The organism is Massilia frigida (assembly GCF_011682175.1).
GTDB classification, from domain to species: Bacteria; Pseudomonadota; Gammaproteobacteria; order Burkholderiales; family Burkholderiaceae_D; genus Telluria_A; species Telluria_A frigida.
The window spans coordinates 71230-87513 of the sequence record NZ_WHJG01000008.1 but is presented as its reverse complement, the minus strand read 5'-3'; the positions used below and the strand labels follow the sequence as shown (position 1 = coordinate 87513).

The following is a 16284-nucleotide window of genomic DNA, read 5'->3' as shown; positions in this document are numbered from 1 at the left end:
CCGACATAATCTCGCGCGTGCTCCGGTAATGTTACTTGGTGTCGATGAACAGACCAAAACAACAATATCCCTTGTTAATATCAAATCACTTCGGCATTCCCCATTCATTGCTGGCGGATAGTGCGGTGTGGGTTTTTCGCACTGGCAACGCAAACCTTGGCTTAGCTCATACTCCTTGCAGATTGTTCGCGTTACCTTGATCTAAAGAAATATTGTAACTCCACAATTTCCACAGATCGCGACCGCGCAGCAAGGGGAACGCCATGTCCTATCTCAGCGATGCCATCGACGCGCACAAAAGCGTGTTCACGCAGGCGCACGAGCTGGTGCAGCGGGTCTTGCACGCCGTGCCGGCTGCGCCCCCGCCAGTGCGGCAGCGCGCCTGCGCGCCCGACCAGATCGCGTTCCACGCCGCGCTGCAAAAGAACAGCCTGCCCTGCCCGCGCGTGGCCGCCCTGTTCAACTGCGCCGGCCGCGCGCTGGACGGCGTGCGCTCCCTGCACACCGCGGCCGATGCGCGCCGCTACCTGAGCGACACGACGGTCTATCCCCTGCAGTTCGTGCCGGTGTGCGGCGACGGTGGTGCGCAGACCTTTTCAGCGATCAGTTATGAGAGAAGCAGCGATGCGGCGGTGCTCGGCAACGGCGCGCTCATTGCGCTGGCCGATCTGGTACAGCTGCTTGAGCTGCCATGCGCGCGCGGCTACCTGCTGCGGGAGCTGGCAGCGCCGCAGCGCCATGGCGGCCTGCGGGTGAGCGTGGCCATGTCGGCGCACGGCCCGCACATCCTGCGTGCCGCGTGGACCCTGGCCGGCATGGATGCCGACATTCCGGTCCCGCTGTGGAAAGCGATCAGCCGCCTGGTCCTGGCCGGCGCGGTCCTGTTCCCGGCCCTGACAACGCAGCACTGGGACATTGCCCTGTGCGCGCGCGGCCCGCTGGCCCTGGGAATGAGCGCAGCGGACGCGCAGCCTGCTTAAAAAGCGGCGCCGATCCACACCCCGCCGAGGGCGATCAGCGCGCCGGCGCCACGCAGCCATGCCTGCTGCCGGCGCAGTACCGCGCCGCCCAGCATGCCAGCGGCCAGCAGCACCGCGCTCGACCCCAGGATACCCATGAAATACAAGCCGGCGCTGCCCGACGCCGGCATTTCGGCGCCATGCGCCAGGCCGTGAACGAGCGCAAACGCGCCGACCAGCAAAGCGCCGGCCGCCGGCATCAGCTTGACCTTGAAGGCGATCGACAGGCCAAGCACCAGCACCGAAGCGATAATCGCGCTTTCCAGTGCGGCGATGCCCACGCCCGCCATGCCCATCATGCCGCCGGCGGCGAGCAAGGCGATGAAGCTCAGCGGCAGCAGCCACCTGGCGCGCCCGCCCAGCTGCGCGGCCCAGATGCCGACGGCGACGGCGGCCAGCATGTGGTCCAGGCCCGAGAACGGGTGCGCCAGGCCGGCCAGCAAGCCGCCGTCATGGCCGGGATGGGCCAACGCCGCGCCGCAGTAAAACAAGGGCGCCAGCGCCAGGGTACGGATGAATGTCGATTGCATGTGAAGCTCCCAGATGGAAAAAAGAATAAATGGCCTGGCGCGCTTAGCGCCAATTGGTGCCGGTCAGTTCCGATAGTAGCGCCGCCACGCGCGTGCGGCTGGCGTGATAGCCGATGATGACCAGTTCCGAGCGGCGTGCGGCCGGCCGCACCGCGTCGACGCTGATCATCACACGCGAACGCACGCCCTGCACCAGCACCGCCTGATCGCTCTCGCTGGTGCGGATAAACCCCTTGCTGCGCAAGACCGGCTCCAGGCGTACCGCTTCCTGCAAGGCGTGGCGCAGCTTGTCGGCGCTTTGCGGCGCGTCGCTGCGCAGCACGAACGATAGCCAGCCCGGATCCTGCTCGTGAAAATGCTTGTGCGTGGCCAGCCCGTGAGAATGCGCGGCGAGGCCGGAATGCGCATGCCCGTTCAGGCGTCCCTGCTCGGCCAGCACCCCGGCGCCGGGGCCGGGCATGGTGGCCAGCGGCGTATAGCTGTGCGCGTGCTCGGTGCGGGTGGGCTGGTGCAGGCGCAGGCCGAGCGCGAGGCGGATATCGAGTTGGGCCTTGTGCGCCAGTTCCAGGAAACGCACCTTGGGCGCGCGCTCGCGCACCCGCGTCTCGGCCAGCAGCAGCGCGTCGTCGTCTAACGCGTCGATCTTGTTAAGCACCACCACATCGGCAAATTCGAGCTGCTGCCCGAACACCGTGGCGGCGGCGTCGCTGCCGGTGCCAGCCTCGAACTGGTCCGACAGCAGCAGCGGCGTGTCCACCACCGCCAGCGTCGCGTCGAGGATGAAGTCACCGGCCAGTTCGGGACTTTGCAGCATCTCCATGATGGCGGTCGGTAGCGCCAGGCCGGATGTTTCGATCAGCACGTGATCGACGTTCGCACGGCGCGCGGCGATGGCCTGCATGGTCGGCAAAAACAGTTCATCGTCGCCGTACGCGATCAGCCCGTACGGAAAGTCATGCACCCGTACCTGGTCGTCGGGGCCGGCTTCGCCGCGCACCAGCGCGCCATCGATCGAGATCTCGCCGAACTCGTTGATCAACAGCGCCAGGCGGCGGCTCTGGCGTTTTTCGATCAAGCTGCGCAACAAGGTCGTTTTGCCCGACCCCAGGAAGCCGGTCACGATGGTGACGGGAATCGGCTGCTTCATGCCAGGTCCAGCGCCGCCAGCTGCGCGGTCAGATCGTCCAGGCTGCGGCATATGGCGGGGTAGTCGACCCGCGGCCGGGCAATGACCAGCAGCGGGATGCCGAGGGCTTTTGCAGCATGCACCTTGGACGCGTAGCCGCCAGCATCGCCTGAATCCTTGGTCACCACGCAGTCGATGTGCCAGTCGCGCCACAAGGCCATGTTGAAATCGGCGGAAAACGGTCCCTGCATGGCGCAGATGCGTTCGCGCGCAATGCCCAGGGCGACCGCGCGCTCGATAAATTCCGGTTCGGCCGTCAAGCGTACAAACCACTGCTTGTCGCCCGTGCCATCGGCATGCAGGAAGGTCGCAAGGTCTTTCGACCCGGTGGACAGGAATATGCGCTTGCCCAGCGCAATGGCACGTTCGGCGGCGTCTTTTGGCGAGGTGCACAAGGTGCCGTCGAGCGCACTGAAACTGCTTGGCCGCTCGTAACGCAGATAGGGGATGCCCAGTTCGCGCGACAGGCCGATCAACTGTTCCGACATGCTGGTCGCGTAAGGATGGGTGGCGTCGACCAGCACCTTCGCGCCGCTGGCAACCAGCGCCTGGCGCCGCGCCTCGATGCCCTGGCGGCCGGCCCAGACGGTGGCGCCGGGACAGGCCTTGAGCGCCACGTCGCCGCCATGGTCGGTGGCCGCCGACACCACCACCGGGCGCGACTGGCTCGTTGCCAGCTTCGCCGCCAGCGCATTGCCGTCGCTGGTGCCGGAAAACACCCACACGCCGCCAGCGGGCAGCTCCTGGCGCTGCGGCAGCGTGCTGTCGGCCTTGGCGTCCCAGTCGTTGTAGCCGCGCGGCGTAAAGATTTGCCCGCGCTTGCGCTGGGTGAAGCGGTTGCCGACCACGATGGTGGTAAGCATGTCGAACTGCAGCGACGGCAGTTCGTCGAGCCGGTGGATGCTCACTTCCTGCCCGGGACGATATGCATTTTTGACCACGCCGCACAGGGTATGCGGCGCCTTCGATTCGAGCATCAGCTGGAGCACGCGGTACACGCCCTGCTGGCGGCTGGCGCTCTGCACGTTGTACATCACGCACGCCAAATCGGCCTGGGCGATGTGGCGCGCGCGGTGCTCGATCCACTCCCAAGGGCACAGCAGGTCCGACAAACTGAGCGTGGCAAAGTCATGCGACAGCGGGGAGCCAAGCAGCGAGGCGCAGGCGTTGGCGGAAGTGATCCCAGGGATCAGGTTGACCTGGTAGGTGTCGTCCTCGCTCATTTCTTCGTAGGCCAGCGCCGCCATCGCGTAGATGCCGATGTCGCCGCTCGAAATGAGCGACACGCGCGCGCCGCCACGGGCTTTTTCAATCGCCAGCAAGGCGCGTTCACGCTCCTGCGTCAGCGGCGGCGTGTTGATTTCCTTGCCCTCCACATGCGGCATGATCCAGCGCAAATACAGTTCATACGCCACGATCACGTCGCTGTCCTTCAGCGCCGCAATCGCGCGCGGTGCGATCAGGTCCTCGTAACCGGGACCGACCGACACCAGATTCAATACACCACTCATCAGATCTCCATCCATTTATCTTCCACTACCGCGACGGCCACGCCGTCCAGGCACGTTTTTGGCACCACGAGCGCGCCGCGCGGGCTGGCCACCAGCGCGCACGGTTCGCACACGCCATCGAGGCCCACATTGCTGCGCACCCAATCCGACGGCACGCTGACCCACGGGCGCGCCGCCAGCGTGGCGCGCGCGAATACGCGCAGCGGCAACCCATACCGGCTGCAAAATTCCAGCAGGCCTGGTTCATTCGCTTTCAGGTCCACGGTCGCCATTTCGCGCACGTCTTCAATACTTCTCTGGCCGAGCGCATGGCGCACCGCCGCCTCGATCCGCTCGGCCGGCACGCCCTTGCGGCAGCCGATGCCGACCACCAGCGGTTTCAGGGCCTCGGTCGCGGTGGTCACCACCGGCGCCGCACCGACCGTCCGCGCGACCTTGTAGGCCAGCGCATTGGCGCCGCCTTCATGCCCGGCCAGCAGCGACACGGCAAAGCGCCCCGCTTCGTCCAGCACCACGACCGCCGGGTCGGTGTGTTTATCAAGCGCCAGGCCGTCCAGAAAACGCACCGCAATCCCGGTCGCGCCGATCACGATCCACTGCGCGTGGCGGCGGTAGCATTCGCCAAACTGCACCTTGTGGCTGACACCATCGCGCAGCCACGGGCGATACACCTCGGCTCCCAGCGCCGCTTGCAGCACCGCCGCCAGTTCCTCGCCATGCGCGCGCACCAGCCAGATGGCCGGCGCCGGGTTCACGACGCCGCCTCCGCCTTGTTCTTCTTGACGACCCTGAACAGGTGCGTAAAGTCCTTCGAGTACAGGCTCGATTCGACGGCGACCTCCTTGTCGAGCGCCGCGCCGACCAGCATCATGGTGGTCAGGTTCCACTCGCCACGCTTGGTATCTTCCAGCACCGTACCGAGCGTGCCCTGGTAGATTTTCTGTTCCGGCCAGGTGGCGCGGTACACCAGGCGCACCGGCGTTTCCTGCGGATAGTGCAGCGACAGGTCGCCGACGATCTTTTTCAGGTGCGGCCCGGACAAGAAGATGCACATGGTGGCGCGGTGTTCGGCCAGGCGCGCAATCGATTCGAGTTCCGGCACGGCCGATGCGCGGCCCGAGACGCGCGTCAGGATCACGCTCTGCGACACTTCCGGCTTGGTCAGTTCGGCGCTGATGGCCGCCGCTGCCGCCGTAAACGACGATACGCCCGGCACCACTTCATACGCGATCCCCAGCGCATCGAGACGGCGCATCTGTTCGGCGGTGGCGCCGTAGATGGCCGGATCGCCCGAGTGCAGGCGCACCACGTCGATGTCCATCTCCTTGGCGCGCACGTAGCAAGCCTGCTGCTGCTCCAGATCGAGCTTGGCGGTATCGATGATTTCGGCATCCGCGCGGCAGTGCGTCAGCATCTCGATCGGCACCAGCGAACCGGCGTACAGCACCATGTCGACGCTGCCAAGCAAACGCGCGCCGCGCAGGGTGATCAAATCGGCGGCGCCGGGGCCCGCTCCAACGAAGTACACTTTCATTTATCTCTCCTGCCGTGGTTGACGGCGCACCAGCAAGGTGGCCAGGTAGCCCATCGCATCGTTTGCCACAAGGTCGCCCACGCCCGAGGCGAGCAGCTCGCCGGGCAGGCCGATGCGGCGCGCAAAAGCACAGTGATCGGCAATGCCCATCTCGCGCAGCAGGTCGAGCACCCAGCCGAGGCGCGCACCGACCTTCATCAGCACCACGATGTCGTGGGTCAAAATGTCGCTGCGCAGTTCTTCCGCAGTTTCGGGGCATGGCAAGATCAACACCCGTTCCTTGCCCTCCCCCAGCGGCCATGCCAGCGCCGACGCGGCGGCCGCGTAGCTGGTAATGCCCGGGAAGGTGCGTTGCGGCAGGTCCGGAATGCGCGCGCGCAGGGCCGCCAGCACATAGCCGTAGGTCGAATAGGTCAGCGAATCGCCGATGGTCAGGTAGGCCACGTCGCGTCCGGCGCACAGCTCCTGCGCGATGGCGTCGGCCAGTTGCGCATAATGCTCGCTCAGGACCGAACGGTCCGGGTCCATGTTGAATTCGATCTCGCGCAGCTTGGCGGGGTCGATATCGATCCCGGCCAGGCATTGGAGCGCAACCGACAGCTCGGCCCCGCGCGCGCGCGGCGCGTAAATCAGGTCGGCGCGGCGCAATGCGTCCAGCGCCGCCAGCGGCAGGTAGCCGGCCGGGCCGGGGCCGACCCCGATGCCCCACAGGGTGCCGATGCGGGTGCCGATACTCATGCGTCCACCCCGAGCGCGTTGCCGGCCAGGTCGAACAGGCGGACTTCGAGGCGCTTCACCGACGGCACGCGCGCGTGCGCGAGCATGCCGATGCGGCGTTCGATCTCGATCCACACCGCTTGCGCGAAAGGCTCACTCTTTAAACGTTCCATTGCTGCTTCCACTGTGTTTGCATTTTCAATATCGTGTACCAGTTGCGCGTCGCCACCCATCTGCGCGACCACGCGCGCGACGCCGGCCATTGCCATGTTGCTCTTGCTCGAATGCGTATCCCAAAACCCGTCGAGCACCTTGGCCAGCTTGCCGGGGTGGCCGGCGAGCCACAGCACGTCCAGGCTGCGCCGATCCTCCCGCAGCGCCTTTTCGGTGAAGTCCAGCGCGTCGCCGAGAAAATTGGCGATCTGCACCGAGCGTTCGTCCGGCAGCCCCAAAACGCCGCTGGCGAATTCGCGCCCGATCTTCCCAGGCAGGTAAGCTACGCTCTCGGTGCTCGCCGCCAGCGCCACCCGCACATACACCTCGACCGACGCAATCCACGTCGACAGCGACATCGGTTCGACGATCCCCGAGGTGCCGAGTATCGAAATACCGCCCACGATGCCCAGGCGCGGATTGAAAGTCTTGCGCGCGATGACTTCCCCGTTTTCGCAGCCGATGGTCAGGTCGAAGCCGCTGTCGGGCGGCTCCGCCATGGCGTCGCCCAGCACTTCTTCCACCGCGCGCCGCATCATCTGGCGCGGCACCGGGTTGATCGCCGGCTCGCCTACGGCGACACGCAGGCCGGGACGGGTCGCCGTGCCCACGCCACGCCCGGCAAAAAAGCGCACCGCGCGCGCATCGTTGCGCCGTACTTCGGCAAAGATGGTGGCGCCGTGCGTGTTGTCCGGATCGTCGCCGCCATCTTTCAGCACCTCGGCCCGCACCGTGCCGCTATCGGTCCAATCGACCATCTGGAGCGGCACTTCAAGATAATGCACACCGTCGGGCAGGCTGACCCTGATCGTATCGCGGCGCGCGCCGTGCAGCAGCAGGTCGAGTGCCGCCTTGACCGCCGCAGTGGCGCAACTGCCTGTCGTGCGGCCGCGCCGCAGGCCATTTAAGGCCGGGATGGCAAGATCGAACTGGACCCGTTCAACGTGCTTCATACCCTGCAAGCTGATTGAGCGCGTCAATCATCAGGCCATTGACAACGCTCGCCGCCCATGGCGAACCGCCGCGCGTGCCGCTGTTGGTAATACGCGGCACTTGCAGGCAGCGCCGCAGTTCGTCCTTGGTTTCGCGCGTACCGACAAAGCCGACCGGCAGGCCGATCACCAGTTGCGGGCGCCAGCCATGGTCGCGGATCAGGCGTGCCGCTTCGGCAATCGCCGTTGGCGCGTCGCCGATGGCCAGCACCACGTCATTGCCGAACTTCTGCCAGCCGCGCCGCACGCCCGCCGCCGAGCGCGTGATGCCTTCCGCCGCCGACATCAGGTGCGTTTCGCGGTCATGCACGCCGCACCAGGTGTCGATGCCGAGTTGTTCCAGCAGTTGGCGCTTCAGGCCAGTCTGCACCATGGTCACGTCGGTCAGCACGCGCTTGCAGCGCAGCAGCGCCAGGATGCCGCTTTCCACCGCGCCCGGCGAAAAGTACATATCGTCGACGGCGCCGAAGTCGCCGCTGGTGTGCACCAGCCGTTGCAGCACCGTCAAATGGGAGGCGGGGAAGCCCGACCAGTCGCGCCCAGCGGCGATGATGCGGAAGCTCTCCGCCTCGATCGGATGCGGCTCGTACGGGGCATAGCTTGGCGCGGCTGCCGTCTCGGGCGCCGTAGCGGGCGCCGTAGCGGACGCCGTAGCGGACGCCGTAGCGGGCACCTGCGCCAGCAAGCCGCGCACCGCGAGATGGTGCGCGCGTTGCGGCTCGCCCACCTGCTGCTCGAAGCCGACGATCTGCACGCGGTATTTGCACAGCGAGCAGTTCATGGCGGCGCGCCCGGCCACCGCCTCGCGCGCGCGTTCGATGATCACGTCGGCCACATGCGAATGCACGCCGAAGTAGCCGGCCTTGAGCACTTCCAGGCCCGGTTCGCGCTCGCGCAAATCGTCGGCAGCCGCGTAGATGCGCTTGACCAGCACGCCGTCGAACAAAAAGAAGGGCAAGACCACCAAGCGCTGGTAGCCCATGCGGGCAGCCGCGCGCAGGCCGTCGGCCACCAGCGGCGTCGCCGTGCCCGAATAGCATACGTAGACGCCGCCGAAGCCCATTCCCTCTTCCAGCATGCGTGCCAGCTTGGACACTTCGCCATTGGCGTCGGGGTCGGTGGTGCCGCGCCCGACCAGCACCAGGCAGGTGTCGGTGCGGCGCACCGTCAGCGGCGACGTGGCCTCGGCTTCGACGATGCGTTCCTGCGCCAGTTGCAGCAACTGCGGATGCAGGTTCATCGGCGCGCCGAAATGGAAATCGATGTCCGGATAATCGCGCGCCATGGCTTGCACTTCTGCCGGCATGTCGTTCTTGGCGTGGCGCGCGGCCAGCAGCACGCCTGGCACCACTGCCACCTGGCGCGTGCCTGCGGCAAGGTTGGCCTGCACCGCTTCGGCAATGGTCGGGCTGGAAAACTCCAGGTAACCGTGGGTCACCACGTCGTCCGGCGCGCGCGCGCGTACCAGTTCGACCAGCGCCTCGAATTCGCGCACGGCGTCCGGGTCACGGCTGCCGTGGCCCGCGACGACAATGCCGGGTTTTTCTGTTTGGGTCATGGTGCGGGCGCCGCCTCGATCTGGCTGGCCATCGGCGCAAGCGTGCGAATCAGCATGATGCTCATGTCGGAACAGGTATGGCTGGCGCATTCCAGCAGGCTGCCATGCCATTCGGCTTCGCCGCGCGTCAGGTTTTCCCACACTTCGGTCGGATGATCGGGCGAAATGCCGTTTTCCAGCAGGTAGGCCGCGATATGCCACGGCATGAACGAGCGCGCCGCATCCCACGGACACGGGATCACGATCGCGTTGCGCTGGTCCTGCAGCACGTGCACCAGATGACGCTTGAAGGGATCGAGGTCGCCGCGCCGGTGGAAGGTGATGAAGGTGGTCTCGTCGAAGCATACCTTGGCGCGCGATGCCAGGATCTGGGCCGATGAAATGCCGGGCAGCGATTCGACCGGGTGACCGCAGGCGCGTTCGACCCGTTCCAGGTACTGGAAGCCGCTGAAATGGATATCGCCCATGAATACGACCACGCAGCGCTTGCCTGCATGATGTAGGCGCGCCACCTCATCGAGCTGCGCGACCTGGTCGCGGTAGGCCATGCCGATGACCTGGGCCTCGGCCGGAATCAGGCTTTGGACCACGTTCAGCACCGCGTCGAAACCGGCCACCACATCGGCCTCGCGAATGAGCTGCGCGCCGCGCTGCGTCAGGTAGCCGACGTCGCCGGGTCCCGCGCCTATGCAAATGATCATGTGAAACTGCTCCTAAATATGCGTATTGTCAGGTTGGTGCCAGGCGCGCGCGGATCGTCAGCGCCAGGTTGTCGGCCGATAGCTGCTCCAGCGTCAGGCACTCGGCGCCCAGGGTTTGCGCCAGTTGCGCGGCGCGTCCGAGGCGCAGGTAGCCGCTCTCGGTATCGAGCACCAGCGCCGGCACGCCGCGTTCGGCCAGCTTTCCGGCCAGGTCGAGCGACTCGCGCCAGGCATCGCCATCGGCCGCCAGCGCCACGTTGGCCTTGCCGTCGGTGAGCAGCACCAGCAGCGCCGGAGCGCGATGGGCAGATTTTTCGAGCGTTTCCAGCGCCAGGTGCAGCGCGTGCGGCAAGGGCGTGCGCCCGCCGGTCGGCAACTCGGACAGGCCCTGTTCGGCGCGCTCGACGCTACCCGTCGGCGCCAGCAGCAGGTGCGCCGACTGGCCACGGAACGAGATCACGGCCACCGTATCGCGCCGCTGGTAGGCATCGGTCAGCAAAGCAAGAACTGCGCCCTTGACCGCTTCCATGCGGCGTTGCGCAGCCATCGAGCCAGAGGCGTCGACCACGAACAGGATCAGGTTGGCGCTTTTGCCGACCCGGATCTGCTGATGCAGGTCGGCCCGCGTGACCTGCACGTGGCCCGGCTCGCGCATCGCGGCGCTGAGCAAGGTGGCGCCGATGGCGATGCTGGTCGGCTGCTCGTCGGGCACGGCCCGCACCACGCGTCCGCGCGCGGCGCCCATCGCTTCGCTGCGGCGGCCCGCGCTGCTGTGGCCTGCGGCCGATTCAACCACGATGCGCGGCGCGGCGGGGCTGGCCGCGGCGGCGAACACCTGCTCTTCGCCCTGCTCGCCGGACGGCGTTTGTTCGCCGTCGTCCGCTTCACCGGCGTCATCCTGCGCAGGCGGCGGGGGCGCGGCATCACGCATCAATTCGTCGAGCCGGTCATGATCGAGGCCGGGTTGTTCGAAGGGCTTGCGGCGGCGCCGGTGCGGCAGCACCAGTTCGGCCGCGCTGCGCAAATCGGCCGGCGTCACCTGAAGCCGGCCGTCGAGCGCTGCCAGCGCGCGCGATGCTTTATGCATGACGATGTCCGCACGAAGGCTGGCCACCTCGAACTCGCAGCACAAATGGCTGATCAGCTCTAACATGGCGTCGTCCAGCGTTACCTGCGGAAGCAGGCGCTGGGCCTCAAGCAGCTGGCGGTGCAGTGCCTGCTGCTGTTCGTCCCACGCGGCGCCGAAAGCGGCCGGATCGGCCTCGAAGGCAATCCGCCGGCGCACGACTTCGGAACGCACCTTCTTGTCGCGCGGCGCCGCCACTTCGACCATCAGCGCGAAGCGATCCAGCAGTTGCGGACGCAGGTCGCCCTCTTCCAGGTTCATGGTGCCAACCAGCGTGAAACGCGCGGGGTGGCGGATCGACAGCCCTTCGCGCTGCACCGAATTGACGCCCATGGCCGCCACATCGAGCAGCACGTCGACCAGATGGTCGGCCAGCAGGTTGACTTCATCGATATACAGCACGCCGCGATGCGCCGCCGCCAGCAGGCCTGGCTGGAACACGCGCTGGCCGCCCTGCAATGCGCGCGCCAGGTCGACGCTGCCGATCACGCGGTCTTCGGTGGCGCCCAAAGGCAAGGTCACGAACGGCACGGGGGCCAGTCGCGGCGTGCCGGTGGCGCAAGTCTCGCAATGTTCGGATGGGGCGCCGGCGCTGCAATTGTAGGCGCAGCCGGCCACGGTGCCGATGTGCGGCAGCACGTCGGCCAGCGCGCGCGCCGCCGTGCTCTTGGCGGTCCCCTTGTCGCCCCGGATCAGCACACCGCCCATGCCGGGATCGACCGCGCACAGCATCAGCGCGCGCTGCAACTGCGGCTGGCCGACGATGGCCGCAAACGGGAAATTCATGATGTTCATCTTATCCATTACGTGCCGTTTCGCCGCGCGCTTCGAGCAGGGTTTCGCTATCGAGATACAGCTCGCGCAGCTTGGCCAGCGTTTCCGGGCGCGGCTCGGCCCACATGCCGCGGCTGGCCGCTTCCAGCAAGCGCTCCGCAATGGCGTTCTGCGCCCACGGGTTGGCTTCTTCCAGGAAGCGCTGCATGTCGTCGTCGAAGCCGTAGGCCTGGGCCACGTCTTCATACATCCAGTCGTCCATCACCTGCGCCGTGGCGTCGTAGCCGAACAGGTAGTCGACGGTGGCCGTCAGTTCCAGCCCGCCCTTGTAGCCATGGCGCTGGATACTGGCCAGCCATTTGGGATTGACCACGCGCGAGCGGAACACGCGCAGGGTTTCTTCTTTCAGGTCGCGCACCTGGGCGCGCGCCGGGTCGTGGCTGTCGCCGAAGTAGTGGCGCGGCTGCTGGCCGGTCAGTGCGCGGATGGTGGCGATCATCCCGCCATGAAATTGCAGGTAGTCGTCGCTGTCGAAGATGTCGTGTTCGCGGTTGTCCTGGTTGTGCAGTGCCACCTGCACGCCGGACAGGCGCACCTTGAAGGCCTCGCGCTGGTCGGCGCCCTGTTCGCCGCGCGCATAGGCGTAGCCGCCCCAGTTGACGTAGGCTTCGGCGAAATCGGCGTCGGCGTCCCAGTTCTTGTGCTGGATCAGCGGCAGGATGCCGGCGCCGTAGCTGCCCGGCTTGGCGCCGAACACACGGTACGATGCGCGCCGCGCGCCCTCTTCCTGGCTCAAGCCCTGTTCGATCCAGCCACCGAGTTCGGCCAGGTAGTGCTTGCGCACGAAATTGTGCGTGAGCGGTTCGTCGAGCTGGATTACCGTGTTCACGGCGTCGTCGATCAGGTCGATCAGCTGCGGGAACGCATCGCGGAAAAAGCCGCTGATACGGGTCGTGACGTCGATGCGCGGGCGTTTCAGTTCGTCGAGCGGGATCACTTCGACGCCGCTCACCTGGCGGCTTTCGGCGCGCCACACCGGGCGCACGCCGAGCAGCGCCAGGATCTGGGCCACGTCGTCGCCGTGGGTGCGCATCGCGCTGGTGCCCCAGATGCTGATGGCGACACTTTCGGGATACTCACCGGTTTCGCGCTCGTGGCGCGTCAATACCTCGTGCGCCAGTTGCAGACCAACGCGCCAGGCCGATTGCGACGGCACGCTGCGCGGGTCGACCGAGTAGAAATTGCGGCCGGTCGGCAGGATGTGCGCCATGCCGCGCGTAGGCGAGCCGCTTGGGCCGGCCGGCACGTACTGGCCGGACAGGCCGTTGATCAGGTTATCGATTTCGTCGGTGGCGCGCGCCAGGTTCGGCACCAGCTGGCTGCAGGCGAAACCGAGCACCTTGCGCAGCGCGTCGAAGCGGTTCGATGCCGGCGCGGCCGGGGCTGCGGCGACGCGCACCGGCGCCACGCGCGGCTTGCCCATTTGCGACAGCACAGTCGATTTGGCGCGCAGGGCCGGTTGCAGCAGCGGCGCGGCCGCCGCGTCGCCGTCGATATCGGCGAAGACGAGGTTGAGCACTTCATCGATGCCGGCCGGGCGATAATCGCGCGCCGCAAGTTCGGTAAACAGGCGCAGGCACAGCGCATCGATGGCATCGAGCGCGTCCGACCGCGTGACCACCGCACACTGCGCCAGGCGCGCGAGTGCGGGAACCACGTTGATGCGGCGGCCCTTCTGGTCGAGCAGCAGGTCCATCGTCAGGCCGAACAGCTTCGACACCTCGGCCTGAAGGCCCGGAATATCCAGGTTGGGCAGGCGCGTGAGCGATACCAGCATGGCCGGCATCTGCTGCGCGTCAGGGCCACCACCGAGAATGTGCAGGCCGTCGCGGATCTGGGCCGATCCCAGTTCGCACAGGTAGCCGTCCAGGTCTTCGATCAGGTGGGCCACGTCGGAACCGCCCATCGACGCCAGTGCGGCCGGGAGTTCGCCATCGTCTTCGTGGTGATGATCGTGGTCGTGGTCATGGTCATGATCGTGATGGTGGTGATGGCCGTGCCCATGGTCGTGGTCGTGGTCATGATCGTGGTGCAGCAGGCGCGCCTGGAGGTCGGCATTCAGGTTGGTCTGCTTGACCAGTTCCCATATCTGCTGCTGGAGCAGCGGCAGCTTGGCCGGGTCCAGCACTTCGACCTGATAATACTCGTCGACCAGCTGCGTCAGCTGCGCCAGCGCGCCGTAGGTATCGGCGGTGGTCATCGGCGGCGTCAGGTGGTCGACCACCACGGCGTGCGCGCGGCGCTTGGCCTGCGAACCCTCGCCCGGATCGTTGATGATGAACGGGTAGAACAGCGGCAGGTCGCCCAGCAAGGCGTCCGGGAAGCAGTTCTGCGACAGGCCCACGCCCTTACCGGGCAGCCATTCCATGGTGCCGTGCTTGCCGACGTGGACGATGGCGTCGGCGCGCCAGACATCGCGCAGCCAGCGGTACAAGGCATAGTAATGGTGGGTCGGCGGCAGGTCGCTCTGGTGGTAGATCGCATCCGGGTCCATGCCGTAGCCGCGCGGCGGTTGCAGCGCGACGAAGGTATTGCCCAATTCGATGCCGGCCAGCGCCAGGTGGCCGTCGCACACATACGCTTCGCCAGGCGCGGCGCCCCACTGGGTGCTCATCTTTTCCTGCATGTCGGGCGTCAGTTCGGCGAACCAGGTTGCGTATTGCGCGGCGGGCACGCGGCCGGCGGCGTTGCGCAACTGCTCCGTCGTCACGTAAATCTGGTCGTACGAACAGCGTGCCACCAGGTCGTGAATCAGGGTGGTGCCGTCGGCAGGCGGCTGGCCGACATCGTAGCCGGCGGTGCTCATGGCGTCGAGAATGCGCATCAGCGAGGCCGGCGCGTCCAGTCCGACCGCATTGCCGATCTGCGAAGCCTTGCTGCTCGAATTGGTGAACATGAAGGCAACGCGCTTCTCGGCGTTCGGTACCTGCTTGAGGCGTGCAAAGCGCGCGGCGACGCCGGCCACGCGCGCCACCCGGTCCGGCACCGGTTCGTATTCGACCGCGTCACCCTGCAAGCCGGCGGCGCGCGACTTGAACGACACCGGCGCGGTGATGATGCGCCCGTCGAATTCGGGCAGCACCACGTTCATGGCAGTATCGAGCGGATTGAGGCCGCGCGCGGACTGCTCCCATTGCGGCAGGGTCATGCCGCTGGTGATGGCTTGCAGCACCGGCACGTTCAGCGCTTCCAGCACGCCGACCGACCATCCGGCAGGCGTGGGGCCGCCGGGCGTGATCTCGCCCATCGCAAACGAGGTGGTGTTGATCAGCACATCGATATGCACGCCGCGCGCGTCGCTGAAGTAGCGCAGCGCGTCGGGCAGCGTCCCGCCAGCGCCCGCGCCGCTGCGCAAGGAGGACGTGAACACCGGCAGCACGTTCATGCCACGCTTTTCCAGCGCGTCCAGCAGCGCGTCGATGAAGCGCGTATTCCCGCTCATCCAGTGCGCGCGGTAGAACACGATGCCGGCACTCGGCGCGCCGGACTTGCGCAGCGCCAGCCAGTCGTCGATGCCGGCGCCTTGCGCCAGGTCCGGGTGATAGATGCCGTGTTCCGGCAGCGGCAGCGCGGTTTCAAAGCCAAAGCCAGTCAGCAGCAGATGGTCGGACAGGTAGCGCAGCAACTGCGCCAGGTTGCCGCTGCCGCCGCAATGGAAGTAATTCAGGGTCTGTTGCAGCACGTCGGGTGCGACGGTCGATACCGCAGCCAGCTCGGGATCGGGCTCGCCGGTGCCGCTGATTGCAATCAGGTGCTGGCCGTGGCGGCGCGCGTGGCTGACCAGGTCGGTAAAACCGGGCACGCTGCCAAGCCGCCCGAGCACGCGCAGGATGATGATGCGCGCGCCCTGCACCTCGCGCGCGAGCAGCGCCGTGGCGCCGCCGTCGGCGTCGAGCCCCTGCAGGCTCACGCCCGCCACCGCGCCGAATTCCGGCGGCAGCTGGCCTACTGCGTGGTGCAGGACAGCCAGGTCGTTCGATGCATGGGTAAGCAGCGCGATGTGCGCCGGGCCTTGAGGAAAATCAGATGATGTCATTGTCCGCCACGAGTGTGTCGCCTTCGCAGATGCGATGGAAAATCAGGTCCGCCACTTCGGCGCCGCCGATCAGGTGCTCAGCCACGATGCGCGCGGCCGCCGCTTCGTCGACGCGGCGGTACCACACACCTTCCGGATACACCACCACGATCGGCCCTTCATTGCGGCACGCGACCATGCAATGCGTGCGGGTGCGCTTGACGCACAGCTCCGGATGCGCGTCGATCTCGCGCCCCATGTGCTCGAAAACGGCCTGCGCCTGCACGCCGTTTTCGGTGCAGCGCGGGCCCACGCACATGAAAACGTGCCGGTCATGGGTGCGCATCG

General features: G+C 66.8%; 13 protein-coding genes. 1 reads left to right on the top strand and 12 read right to left on the bottom strand.

Going from position 1 to position 16284, the window contains the following annotated elements:
• Positions 1-263 precede the first annotated feature (263 nt).
• A complete protein-coding gene (locus F2P44_RS10500; protein WP_167086654.1) occupies positions 264-980 on the top strand; it encodes a hypothetical protein in 717 nt (238 codons plus the stop codon).
• Here F2P44_RS10500 and F2P44_RS10495 read toward each other — a convergent pair.
• From F2P44_RS10495 to F2P44_RS10440, 12 genes are read right to left on the bottom strand one after another with little or no spacing between them, the layout of a single operon-like run.
• On the bottom strand, positions 977-1549 hold the full coding sequence (locus F2P44_RS10495; RefSeq protein ID WP_167086653.1) for a HupE/UreJ family protein: 573 nt from the start codon (positions 1547-1549) through the stop codon (positions 977-979). The two genes, F2P44_RS10500 and F2P44_RS10495, sit on opposite strands and share 4 nt — an antisense overlap.
• Positions 1550-1592: 43 nt before the next feature.
• Positions 1593-2696, bottom strand: coding sequence for a CobW family GTP-binding protein (locus F2P44_RS10490; protein ID WP_167086652.1), 1104 nt, complete (start codon positions 2694-2696; stop codon positions 1593-1595).
• Positions 2693-4246 (bottom strand): precorrin-3B C(17)-methyltransferase, encoded by a 1554-nt coding sequence (cobJ, locus tag F2P44_RS10485; protein WP_167086651.1) that lies wholly within the window; start codon positions 4244-4246, stop codon positions 2693-2695. Before cobJ ends, F2P44_RS10490 begins: the two co-directional genes overlap by 4 nt.
• Positions 4246-5001 (bottom strand): cobalamin biosynthesis protein, encoded by a 756-nt coding sequence (locus F2P44_RS10480; RefSeq protein WP_167086650.1) that lies wholly within the window; start codon positions 4999-5001, stop codon positions 4246-4248. Before F2P44_RS10480 ends, cobJ begins: the two co-directional genes overlap by 1 nt.
• Positions 4998-5780: a precorrin-4 C(11)-methyltransferase gene (gene cobM / locus F2P44_RS10475; protein ID WP_167086649.1), complete on the bottom strand. Its 783-nt coding sequence runs from the start codon at positions 5778-5780 to the stop codon at positions 4998-5000. Before cobM ends, F2P44_RS10480 begins: the two co-directional genes overlap by 4 nt.
• The gene (gene cobI, locus F2P44_RS10470) at positions 5781-6518 is read right to left on the bottom strand and encodes a precorrin-2 C(20)-methyltransferase (protein ID WP_167086648.1); all 738 of its coding nucleotides are present in this window, start codon (positions 6516-6518) and stop codon (positions 5781-5783) included.
• A complete protein-coding gene (gene cbiD / locus F2P44_RS10465) occupies positions 6515-7663 on the bottom strand; it encodes a cobalt-precorrin-5B (C(1))-methyltransferase CbiD (protein ID WP_167086647.1) in 1149 nt (382 codons plus the stop codon). Before cbiD ends, cobI begins: the two co-directional genes overlap by 4 nt.
• Complete coding sequence (locus F2P44_RS10460; protein WP_167086646.1) at positions 7650-9260, bottom strand: precorrin-8X methylmutase; 1611 nt, start codon at positions 9258-9260, stop codon at positions 7650-7652. The genes cbiD and F2P44_RS10460 overlap by 14 nt, the downstream gene beginning before the upstream one ends.
• A complete protein-coding gene (locus F2P44_RS10455) occupies positions 9257-9961 on the bottom strand; it encodes a cobalt-precorrin-7 (C(5))-methyltransferase (RefSeq protein WP_099880323.1) in 705 nt (234 codons plus the stop codon). The genes F2P44_RS10460 and F2P44_RS10455 overlap by 4 nt, the downstream gene beginning before the upstream one ends.
• Positions 9962-9989: 28 nt before the next feature.
• Positions 9990-11873, bottom strand: coding sequence for a magnesium chelatase subunit D family protein (locus F2P44_RS10450; protein ID WP_370662668.1), 1884 nt, complete (start codon positions 11871-11873; stop codon positions 9990-9992).
• A gap of 10 nt (positions 11874-11883) precedes the next feature.
• Complete coding sequence (locus F2P44_RS10445; RefSeq protein WP_167086644.1) at positions 11884-15957, bottom strand: cobaltochelatase subunit CobN; 4074 nt, start codon at positions 15955-15957, stop codon at positions 11884-11886.
• A complete protein-coding gene (locus F2P44_RS10440; RefSeq protein WP_167086643.1) occupies positions 15944-16282 on the bottom strand; it encodes a (2Fe-2S) ferredoxin domain-containing protein in 339 nt (112 codons plus the stop codon). The genes F2P44_RS10445 and F2P44_RS10440 overlap by 14 nt, the downstream gene beginning before the upstream one ends.
• Positions 16283-16284 lie beyond the last annotated feature (2 nt).